Source organism: Moorena sp. SIO3I6 (genome assembly GCF_010672095.1).
In genome coordinates this window covers 1-2,429 of the sequence record NZ_JAAHHU010000695.1, presented here as the reverse complement: position 1 = coordinate 2,429, position 2,429 = coordinate 1, and the positions used below count along the sequence as shown (strand labels likewise).

The window sequence follows — 2,429 nt, the reverse complement described above, 5'->3', positions numbered from 1 at the left end:
GCGCGACCTGAACTGGTCAAGTAAAGCGGGGAGCCGACTCCCCAGGGTAATTTACACCACCTACCCTCACGTAAAACAACCTTTTAGGTTGGACTCAATACCTTTTGGTAACAAAAGGGAAATATGCAGAGTCACGAATGTAGCCGAAGCTAGGTAAGGTCAAACCCGGTTAGGAGCTAGAGGGCTTCTCCGATATGGATGAATGAAAATGAAATGCTAATAAACCGCGTAATCTCATGACCAGCGTAAAGACCTGACACGCTGAAGGCAAAAGCCAAGTGGGTAGGGCCTATAGCTAGTTTCTCTATAAGCCGTGTAAACAAAACTCCCATCCGTGGAAGAGGCATCATCCGAAGGAGAAATAAATTTACTTGACACAACAGGGTAAGCCCCACAGAGTCCTTAGAAGGTCGATATCTAAGGTAGGTCTGAGGCAACAAGGACGGAACTCTCTGGGGGGTAGAGGATGAGGGAAAAAGCAAACGCCTCTGGTAATACGGAGGATAGGGGTTCAAACTTTGCCCCTGAACGAAAGTAATAGCAGACTTCCCTTGGGTCTTATACGAAAGATTTTCGAAAGATAAGGAATCGAACCTGATGAAAAGTTTGATACGGGGCAATAGCCCGGTAAATGGACAGACGGCACAACTTACAGACTGGAGCCAGGTCAACTGGAAGAAAGCCCGTAAGATTGTTAGAAACCTGCGTCGAAGAATCTTTCGTGCCAAAAAGCTTGGTCAGTGGAAGCAACTGAGAAGGTTACAGAAACTGATGCTGAAAAGCTACGCCAACTTACTACTATCTGTCAGACAAATCACTCAGATAAATACCGGAAAGCGAACAGCAGGTGTCGATAAGGAGGTGGCAACAACACCTAGCCAACGAGTGAAACTTGTCAATGAGTGGAAGATACCCAAAGCCTCACCAGCACGCAGGGTATACATTCCTAAGTCAAATGGCAAGAAACGTCCTCTAGGCATCCCAACCTTAAAGGATAGAGTCATGCAGGCAATAGTAAAGAATCTCCTAGAACCCGAATGGGAAGCCATATTTGAACCTAATTCTTATGGGTTCAGACCAGGTAGAAGTTGCCATGATGCCATAGAGCAAGTGGTAAACAGACTAAATTCCCTCAGAAAGGATAGATGGGTTCTAGACGCGGATATAAAAGGCTTTTTCGATAACCTAGCCCATGAAACTATCATGAAACAAATAGACTCTGCTCCAGGCAGGGAAATAGTAGCAGGATGGTTGAAAGCTGGATATATAAGTAAAGGAATATATCACGAAACCAATAAAGGAACACCCCAAGGGGGAGTCATCAGTCCACTTTTAGCCAACATCGGATTGGAAGGATTGGAAGAAAAGCTCAACAACTGGGGTGGAATAAGAGGAAGATATAACAAGAAAGGAGAGAGAAGAAAAGTCTACAAACTCGGATATATTCGATATGCCGATGACTTTGTGGTCACGGCAGAAACAAAAGAAGAACTGGAAAAAGTTCTGATCCAGCTCAAAGCATGGTTATCAGAAAGAGGCTTAGAAATAAGCGATGAGAAAACAAGGATAGTCCACATATCCCAAGGGTTCGATTTTCTGGGTTTTAACGTAAGAATGTTCGGGAAAGGAAAGAATGAAACACTTCTGACCAAACCCGCCAAAAATAAAGTTCTCTCATTCTGCAAAGAAATTGGGAAAATTGTCAAAGCATTTAACGGAAAAAGCCAAGAACAATTAATCAATAAACTGAATCCGATTCTCAGAGGTTGGGCTAACTACTACAGACATTGCACATCAAAGAAAATACTCAGTTACGTAGGTAACAGGGTATGGAAATATCTGTGGGATTGGGCAAGGCGTAGACACAAAAAGCGTAAATTAAGATGGGTCAAGGACAAATACTTCAAGGTGATATACAAGAAAACTCCGTGGAGTGTGTCCAAAAGAGACTGGGTATTCTCTTGTGAGTCCACATCTAAAAGAAGAAACTCAGAATTGCGAATATATGATGTCGCAGGAACACCCATTGTGAGACACGTCAAAATAGAAGGGAGCAACTCACCCGATGACCCGATTCTCAAAGAATACTGGCTCTTAAGAAGTCTAAAAGCTAACAAAACCCTCTGGGAAAAAAATAGCAAGTATGACCAAGTAGCTAGAAGAAAGGGGTATAAATGTCCAATCTGTAATGACTGGTTACGCAATGACGAAGAAATCGAAACCCATCACATAATTCCCATAAAAGAAGGTGGTTCTAACCTGGCTGACAACCTTGTACATCTTCATAAAGCTTGTCACAAGCTTCTTCATGGCAAAAAGAAAACCAAGCAGAAGGCTTGAAGTAAGGCTTGAGCCGGATGATGGGTAACTGTCAAGTCCGGTTCTTAGGGGAGGGGAGTAGAGTAATCTACAAACCTTACCCGACTTCA

General features: G+C 43.2%; 1 protein-coding gene. It reads left to right on the top strand.

Annotated elements, in window-relative coordinates; genetic code table 11:
- The first annotated feature begins 597 nt into the window (after positions 1–597).
- On the top strand, positions 598–2,340 hold the full coding sequence (gene ltrA / locus F6K49_RS41500; RefSeq protein ID WP_293106997.1) for a group II intron reverse transcriptase/maturase: 1,743 nt from the start codon (positions 598–600) through the stop codon (positions 2,338–2,340).
- The last annotated feature ends 89 nt before the right edge of the window (positions 2,341–2,429 follow it).